Annotated in this window: 11 protein-coding genes and 1 pseudogene; 8 read left to right on the top strand and 4 right to left on the bottom strand. The window is 68.9% G+C overall.

The genetic code is table 11. The annotated features are described in order from the left end of the window. On the bottom strand, positions 1 to 296 hold a 296-nt coding region (locus BN4348_RS60795; protein WP_211145717.1), incomplete at its 3' end, for a hypothetical protein. Between BN4348_RS60795 and BN4348_RS62485 the strand changes: the two genes are divergently transcribed. Both BN4348_RS62485 and BN4348_RS42825 read left to right on the top strand, forming a co-directional pair. Continuing rightward, positions 228 to 1,187, top strand: a complete 960-nt coding sequence (locus BN4348_RS62485; protein ID WP_328589061.1) for an ADP-ribosyltransferase domain-containing protein — start codon at positions 228 to 230, stop codon at positions 1,185 to 1,187. The genes BN4348_RS60795 and BN4348_RS62485 overlap by 69 nt on opposite strands. Positions 1,188 to 1,215: 28 nt before the next feature. After that, positions 1,216 to 1,431, top strand: a complete 216-nt coding sequence (locus BN4348_RS42825) for a hypothetical protein (protein WP_084454190.1) — start codon at positions 1,216 to 1,218, stop codon at positions 1,429 to 1,431. Between the two features lie 32 nt (positions 1,432 to 1,463). On the opposite strand, the gene BN4348_RS42820 is transcribed toward BN4348_RS42825, so the two are convergent. Beyond that, a complete protein-coding gene (locus BN4348_RS42820) occupies positions 1,464 to 1,874 on the bottom strand; it encodes a F420-dependent biliverdin reductase (protein ID WP_066913250.1) in 411 nt (136 codons plus the stop codon). A 35-nt stretch (positions 1,875 to 1,909) separates the two neighbouring features. Between BN4348_RS42820 and BN4348_RS42815 the strand changes: the two genes are divergently transcribed. From BN4348_RS42815 to BN4348_RS42800, 4 genes are read left to right on the top strand one after another with little or no spacing between them, the layout of a single operon-like run. Continuing rightward, complete coding sequence (locus tag BN4348_RS42815; RefSeq protein WP_066913247.1) at positions 1,910 to 2,659, top strand: SDR family NAD(P)-dependent oxidoreductase; 750 nt, start codon at positions 1,910 to 1,912, stop codon at positions 2,657 to 2,659. Continuing rightward, complete coding sequence (locus BN4348_RS42810) at positions 2,656 to 3,828, top strand: bifunctional cobalt-precorrin-7 (C(5))-methyltransferase/cobalt-precorrin-6B (C(15))-methyltransferase (RefSeq protein ID WP_066913245.1); 1,173 nt, start codon at positions 2,656 to 2,658, stop codon at positions 3,826 to 3,828. The genes BN4348_RS42815 and BN4348_RS42810 overlap by 4 nt, the downstream gene beginning before the upstream one ends. Next, on the top strand, positions 3,825 to 4,580 hold the full coding sequence (gene cobM, locus BN4348_RS42805) for a precorrin-4 C(11)-methyltransferase (RefSeq protein ID WP_066913257.1): 756 nt from the start codon (positions 3,825 to 3,827) through the stop codon (positions 4,578 to 4,580). Before BN4348_RS42810 ends, cobM begins: the two co-directional genes overlap by 4 nt. Beyond that, positions 4,580 to 5,317: a cobalt-precorrin-6A reductase gene (locus tag BN4348_RS42800; RefSeq protein WP_066913243.1), complete on the top strand. Its 738-nt coding sequence runs from the start codon at positions 4,580 to 4,582 to the stop codon at positions 5,315 to 5,317. The genes cobM and BN4348_RS42800 overlap by 1 nt, the downstream gene beginning before the upstream one ends. Here BN4348_RS42800 and sigC read toward each other — a convergent pair. Together sigC and BN4348_RS61455 are read right to left on the bottom strand one after the other, a co-directional pair. Beyond that, positions 5,314 to 5,868 carry an RNA polymerase sigma factor SigC gene (gene sigC / locus BN4348_RS61460; RefSeq protein WP_235852887.1) on the bottom strand — a complete coding sequence of 185 codons (555 nt, stop codon included), beginning with the start codon at positions 5,866 to 5,868 and terminating at the stop codon, positions 5,314 to 5,316. The two genes, BN4348_RS42800 and sigC, sit on opposite strands and share 4 nt — an antisense overlap. 183 nt (positions 5,869 to 6,051) lie before the next feature. Further along, a pseudogene (locus tag BN4348_RS61455) lies at positions 6,052 to 6,669 on the bottom strand (DUF2275 domain-containing protein); the annotation flags it as partial. Here BN4348_RS61455 and BN4348_RS60455 point away from each other — a divergent pair. Beyond that, complete coding sequence (locus BN4348_RS60455; RefSeq protein ID WP_167670450.1) at positions 6,583 to 6,831, top strand: hypothetical protein; 249 nt, start codon at positions 6,583 to 6,585, stop codon at positions 6,829 to 6,831. The pseudogene BN4348_RS61455 and the gene BN4348_RS60455 overlap by 87 nt on opposite strands. Next, a partial coding sequence (locus tag BN4348_RS42790) for a PPE domain-containing protein (RefSeq protein WP_142308804.1) occupies positions 6,828 to 6,985 on the top strand: 158 nt, incomplete at its 3' end. The genes BN4348_RS60455 and BN4348_RS42790, both read left to right, overlap by 4 nt.

Below are 6,985 nucleotides of genomic sequence, written 5' to 3'. Positions count from 1 at the left end.
CGGCAGGGCGAGCGGGCGCGGAGGCGGCCGGTGGGCTCGCCGGTGCCCGCAGTGCCCTGGCGGATATCGCCGGGGCGGGTGGTGATCTGACCAAGAACCTTGACGGCGTTGCCGGGAAGCTGCCCAAGATCGAGCCGCCGCCCGTCGGCGGCCGCCCGGTGGGTGTGCCGGCGCCGAAGCAGTTCGAGGCGCCCGTCGAGTCGGTTCCGCGCCCGCCAGACGCGGATGTGCCGCCGGGGCGCGCAGTGCACGAGCCGCCTACCGCTCCGCCCGCACCGGCTGCGGGTGGTCCGCATGATCCGATCCCGGCGACCGCTTCACATGCGCCGTCCGTTCCCGCGGCCGCGGCGGAACGCGTCCCGTCGACGACGTCGCAATTCGTTGAACATTCGCCGGTCCGCGAGCCTTTAGCGCCTAACGGAGCTTCCGTCGAACCTGCGCCTGCGGCTGGGCACTCGTCGCAGCCCGCGCCGTCCGTCACGTCCACGGCGCCGCATTTGCTGCCTGCGGCAGGTCGACCGCCCGAACCGCCGGGCGGCGGTTGGCACGGGCATGGCGACGGCGGCCATCCGGACGGAACTCCACCGCACGGCAGGGGACCGCATGGTCCGGACGGCGGTCACCCATCCAAGCTGCCAGCCCACGACGGAGTGCCGCACGGAACTGGTGACCGGCTGGCTGACCATGACGGTCCTGCTGATGGGGGTAACTATTCGAGCCCTAGCGATGGATTGACTTCGGATGATCTCTCTGCCCTAACCCACTACACTGGATCTGGCTACATAGACCTAAACGACGCGTTAAGGAGCGATATCTTGGACGCGTCTCAACATGTCCGAGTGGAAGCGCTAAATAATGCGCTTGCCAAGCTTCCACCCTATGAGGGAGCGGTGGTTCGTGGGTCAAATCTGCCACCCGAGGCGCTTGCCCAATATCGACCGGGCGAATATGTCATCGAAAAAGGTTTTATGAGCACGACAACAAATCCGGCCGTCGCGCAGGCACCGGCATTCGCCGGAAACGTTGAGTTTAGAATTTTTTCTTGCACAGGCCGCGATATCTCGGCGCACTCGATGTTCCCCGCGGAGCAAGAGGTCCTGTTCCCGGCGCATACAAGATTCTTCGTAGTCGACAAAACAGTGGATCCGCTGACGGGTCGGACCATCATCGAAATGGTAGAAGAGTGAGTAGTCGTAGATCAGGACGGAGTTAGAAGTGAGCAGGGAAATCGCTGGAAAGATCTTTTTGACACCGGAGGAGGCGGGTGTTCCTCCACCGTCGGAAGAAAAGCTTGCGCGGGCACGGAAGATGTTCGATCAGTTCCAGAAGAAAGTAGATGCTGTGCCCGAGGAAGACCGACCAACAGAAGTGTCGCCGAAGTTCTGGGATGACATTTCAGGCACTGAGTACGACCCGCGGCGCAAAAAGTAACTGTCGACGTTCCGGCCTGATCTAGACGACAGCTATTCGCCCCGGTCCAACAAATCCGACGAGCCGAGCACCCGCTCGACCTGCACCTCGATGACGACCCGCCGCGGGTTGGGGCGCGGCGTTCGATAGCGCTGGGCGTACCGCAACTCGGCATCGCGCACGGCGTCGGCGTCGCTGTTCACCTTGGACCGGCCCTCGAGCGACAGCCAGCGGGCGCCGTCGACCTGACTGAGCACCGCGACCCCGGCGCGGTCGGCGTTGACGGCCTTCTGCGAGCCGCCGGTGGTGATCACCCGGGCGATGTGCGTCTTGGGATCGAAGGTGAAACCCACCGCCACCACATGCGGGGAATTGTCGGCCCGCAGCGTGGTCAGCATGGCCAGGTGACGTTCGGACAGAAAGGCCAGCGCATCGTCGGTCAGCCGCGTAGTGGTATTCGCCATCACCGCCCACGCTAGCGCAGGCGATAATCGCAGCCGTGGACGACACGGGCGCGGCTCCGGTACTAATCCTGGGCGGCCGCAGCGAAATCGGCGTGGAGCTCGCACGCCGCCTGGCTCCCGGGGCGACGGTGGTGCTGGCCGCGCGCAGAGCCGACCAGCTCGACAACGAGGTCGCGACCGTCAAGGCCGCCGGGGCCACGGCGGTGCACACCCTGGAATTCGACGCCGACGACCTCGATTCGCACGGCCCGCTGGTCGCCTCGATCATCGCGAAACACGGACCCATCGGCACCGCGGTGCTGGCCTTCGGCATCCTCGGCGACCAGGCCCGCGCCGAGGCCGACGCCGCCCACGCGGTGTCCATCGTGCGGACCGACTACGTCGACCAGGTCAGCATGCTCACCCACCTGGCCGCCGCCATGCGCGCGGCCGACAGCGGCCAGCTCGTGGTCTTCTCCTCGATCGCCGGCGCGCGCGTGCGTCGCGCCAATTACGTCTACGGCTCCGCTAAGGCCGGCTTGGACGGCTTCGCCAACGGGCTGGCCGACGCGCTGCACGGCACCGGGGTCCACTTGCTGCTCGCGCGCCCGGGCTTCGTCGTCGGGCGCATGACCGAGGGCATGAGTCCGGCGCCGCTACCCATCACCCCCGAGCAGGTGGCCATCGCCACGGCGCGTGCGCTGGCCAAGAAAAGGCGGACCGTCTGGATCCCGTGGGCGTTAGGCCCGGTGGCTTTTGTGTTCCGGCTGCTGCCGCAGTTCGTCTGGCGCAGGATGCCGCGATGATCGTCGTTGTCGGCATCGGCGCCGACGGCATGGCGGGGCTCGCCGAAGCCTCGCGCGCCGAATTGAAAAGGGCCACAGTCATTTACGGGTCCAAGCGCCAGCTCGACCTGCTCGACGACACGGTGCCCGCGCCCCGCCACGAATGGCCGTCACCGATGCTGCCCGCGCTGCAACGCCTGCCCGTCGACTCCGTAGCCGACATCCACGTGGTGGCCAGCGGCGACCCGCTCCTGCACGGCATCGGCGGCACGCTGATCCGGCTGTACGGCGCCGGGAACGTCAGGGTGCTGCCGCAGGTGTCCTCGGTGACACTGGCTCGTGCGCGGATGGGGTGGAACGCCCACGACACCGAGGTGATCAGCCTGGTCACTGCGGCGCCGCACACTGCGGTGCGCCGCGGCGGCCAGGCGATCGTGCTGTCGAAAAATGCCTCCACCCCCAGGGAACTGGCCGCACTGCTCAACGCGTCCGGCCGAGGGGACTCCGAGTTCAGCGTGCTCGAAAACCTCGGCGGCCCAACCGAACGCCGCCGCGACGGCACCGCGCGCCAGTGGGCCGACGATCCGCCGCAAGACGTCGACGACCTCAACCTCGTGGCCGTCCGCTACCTGCCCGACGAACGCATGTCACCCTATCCCGACGACGCGTTCGACCACGACGGGCAGATCACCAAACACGGGGTGCGCGCGGTGACACTGGCCGCGCTGGCGCCGCGGCCGGGGGAGCGGCTGTGGGACGTCGGCGCGGGCTCGGGCAGCATCAGCGTCGAATGGTGCCTGAGCTGGCGGGGTTGCAGCGCGGCGGCGTTCGAGCGCGACGAGGCGCGCCGCCTCAACATCGAATCCAACGCCGCGGCCTTCGGCGTCGCCATCGACGTCCGCGGCACTGCACCGGCGGCGTTCGACGGGGCAGAAGCGCCGTCGGCGATCTTCATCGGCGGGGGACTGACCCAACCCGGTCTGCTCGACGCCTGCCTCGACCAGCTGCCTCCAGGGGGGCGGCTGGTGGCCAACGCGGTCACGGCCGAATCGGAAGCCCTGCTCGCACAATCGTATTCGCGGCACGGTGGCCAGCTGAAACGTTTCCAGCACTACCAGGGCGAGCCGCTGGGCGGCTTCACCGGGTGGCGCCCGCAGATGCCAGTCACCCAATGGGCGGTGACGAGGTGACGGTCTATTTCATCGGCGCGGGCCCCGGCGCGGCCGACCTCATCACGGTCCGCGGCCAACGGCTCCTCCAAACGTGCGCGACCTGCCTCTACGCCGGTTCGATCATGCCCGACGACCTGCTGGCGCTGTGCCCGCCCGGCGCGAAAGTCGTTGACACCGGCCCGTTGACGCTCGAGCAGATCCTCACCGAAATCGCCGACGCGCACGCCGCCGGCCACGACGTCGCGCGGCTGCACTCCGGCGACCCGTCACTGTACAGCGCGCTGGCCGAACAGTGCCGCCGACTCGACGCGCTGGACATCGACTACGAAATCGTGCCCGGTGTAACGGCTTTCGCCGCCGCGGCGGCCGCGTTGAAACGAGAACTCACCGTCCCTGGGGTGGCACAGACGGTGACACTGACGCGGGTGGCCACCCTGTCGACACCCATGCCTCCGGGCGAAGAGCTGGCCGCGCTCGCCCGGTCCGGGGCAACCCTGGTGCTGCACCTGGCCGCCGCCCAGATCGACGCGATCGTCCCGCAGCTGCTCGAAGGCGGCTACGGCCCCGAAACACCGTCCGCGGTAGTGGCTTTCGCAAGCCGGCCTCAGCAGACCGTGCTGCGCGGCACGCTGGCCGACATCGCCGGCCAGATGCACGACGCCAACATCACCAAGACCGCGGTGATCATCGTCGGCGACGTGCTGGCCGCCGAGGGATTCACCGACAGCTACCTGTACTCGGCCGGGCGGACCCGGGGGAGCCGGCACTGATGCGGATTCTCTTACTCGGCGGCACATCGGAGGCCCGCGCGCTGGCGCAAACCCTGCACCCGCAGATCGACATCGTCAGTTCGCTGGCCGGGCGCGTCCCCGATCCCGCGCTGCCGGTCGGCCCGGTGCGGATCGGCGGCTTCGGCGGCGTCGACGGGCTGCGGCGCTGGCTGCGCGACGAACGCATCGGCGCCGTCGTCGACGCCACCCACCCGTTCGCGGCGACGATGACGGCCCACGCCGCCGAAGCGTGCGCCGAGCTCCGCATCCCGCACCTGGTGCTGGCCCGGCCCGCGTGGACGCCGGGCGACGCGATCGTCGTCGCATCGGACGTGGAAGCGGCGGAAACGGTTGGCAAGCAACGTTACTCACGGGTCTTCCTCACCACCGGGCGTTCGGGCGTCAAGGCTTTCGCCGAGAGCGGCGCCTGGTTTCTGATCCGCGCGGTCATCGCGCCGGACCCTGCCTTTCTCCCGCGCCGCCACCGGCTGTTGCTGTCGCGCGGCCCCTATCGCTACGACGGCGAGCTTTCGCTGCTGCGCGAGCATCGCATCGACGCGCTGGTCACCAAGAACAGCGGCGGCGCCATGACCCGGGCCAAGCTGGATGCCGCCGCCGCGCAGGGCATTCCGGTGGTCATGGTGGCCAGGCCGCCGCTTCCGCCCGGGGTGACGGCGGTGGGCACGATCGACGAGGCCGCCAAATGGGTTGCCGCGCTTGCGATCGCCGCTGGCTAGCCGGTCAGGTCTTCACGTTCCATGTCGGCCAGCAGCGCATCGCGGGCGCGGGCGACGCGAGACCGGATGGTGCCCACCGGGCAACCGCAGACCGCGGCGGCGTCGGCGTACGGCAGCCCCAGCAGCTGGGTCAGCAACAGCGCTTCGCGCTGCTCGGTGGTGAGGTTGGCGATCAACGCGGTCACCTCGACCAGGTCTTCGAATCCGCGGGCGTGGCGGTCACCGCCGAGGAAGTGATCGGGATCGGCGCCGGCGGCGGTGCGCGGCCGCGACTGGGCGTGGCGAATGTGATCGGCCACCACCCGGCGCGCGATGGCCAGCAACCAGGTTCGCGCGCTGGACCGACCGGAGAACCGCTCGATGGCGCCGATCGCCCGCAGGAAGGTTTCTTGCGTCAGGTCGTCGGCGGTACCCGCGTCGGACAGGTAGGTGACGAACCGCCAGACGTCTTGCTGGGTCGCTTTGATGAAGGCCTCGAGCGCTCGCTCGTTCCCCCGCGCGGCCGCCAACGCGAGCTCGGTAACGGCCTCGTCGTCGCTTGACGCGGTCATGGCCAACCACCTTCGTTGTGCGGGCGTCGTCAGTCTACGACGGCTTGTCGTAGACGTTGCGGTGGGGTGCGGAGCCGTGCGGTTGATGGGCCAGAGATGGCGGTGTCGCCGGCCGCCGGGCGCCTCCGACGGCCAGTCGGGGTAGTCGGCGTCCTTGCCCGACGTGCGGGGCCGCCGGGTCCGCACCTGTTCGCGCGCCACCAGCAACGCGAACACCAGCCCCAACAGCAGGGGCATGTGGCTGGCGATGCGCGCCGCGGTGACCTCGCCGGCGAAGGCGTCGACGACCACGTAACTCGACAGCGCGACGGAATACACACCGGTAATCGCTGCCACGCCGATAGCGGTGGCGGGCCAAATGCCCGCGGCGATCATGGCCAGACCCAACGCCAGCAACCACGCGGTGGACTCGTGCATCAGGTGCTCGCCCGACATCGCGCCGTGCATGTGGCTCGACACCATGCCGAAATCGACGCCGCTGATCTGGGCTGCCGCGATCGCCACCTGGAACACGCCGACTGCGATCAGCCCCCAGCGCCGGTAGCGCGACCGCAACCAGCGCACCGAGCGCTGATACGCGGGGGATTGCTGATCGAGGCTCGCCATGATCCTGTCGAGCAGGTCCGGTCCCTCGCCGGGCTCGATGGAGGACAACCGGCGCGACTGCACCGCCGCGCCGATCAGCCAGGTGCGGCAACTCCGACACGATTCCAGGTGGGCATCGACCTGTTGCGCGAGCACCTGCGGACGCTCGCCGTCCAGTCGCGCAGAAAGCGCCTCACGCGCAACGTCACACCGCATCCCTGCATCGTTGCGTATGCCCGGTCGCCGCGCAAAGGCGTCGAAAGGCGGAGGACGGGAACCGAATGGTCCGGCAAACCGACCACTGAAGGCAAGCCCCCGCCCGCGACGACGTCCACCGAAGAGGTATTCGTGTTCCTGCCCGACGGCCCCCGACGATGACCGCCCCGATTTGGATCGCCTTGCCGCCCGAGGTGCACTCCACATTGCTCAGCAGCGGCCCGGGTTCCGGGCCGCTGCTCGCCGCTGCGGAGGCGTGGTCGTCGATGGGCACCGAATATGCCGCCGCGGCAGACGAACTCATCGGGGTGCTGGG

Origin of the sequence: Mycobacterium interjectum (genome assembly GCF_900078675.2) — a bacterium.
In the GTDB taxonomy this organism is placed as follows: Bacteria; Actinomycetota; Actinomycetes; order Mycobacteriales; family Mycobacteriaceae; genus Mycobacterium; species Mycobacterium interjectum.
Note: the sequence above shows the minus strand (reverse complement) of the source record. Positions and strands in the feature narration are given on the sequence as shown.

Coding starts and splice junctions, on each gene's coding strand:
- BN4348_RS42800 (WP_066913243.1), top strand. CDS start 4,580: ATGCGGATTCTCTTACTCGGCGGCACATCGGAGGCCCGCGCGCTGGCG.
- sigC (WP_235852887.1), bottom strand. CDS start 5,868: ATGACCGCGTCAAGCGACGACGAGGCCGTTACCGAGCTCGCGTTGGCG.
- BN4348_RS42810 (WP_066913245.1), top strand. CDS start 2,656: ATGATCGTCGTTGTCGGCATCGGCGCCGACGGCATGGCGGGGCTCGCC.
- BN4348_RS42820 (WP_066913250.1), bottom strand. CDS start 1,874: ATGGCGAATACCACTACGCGGCTGACCGACGATGCGCTGGCCTTTCTG.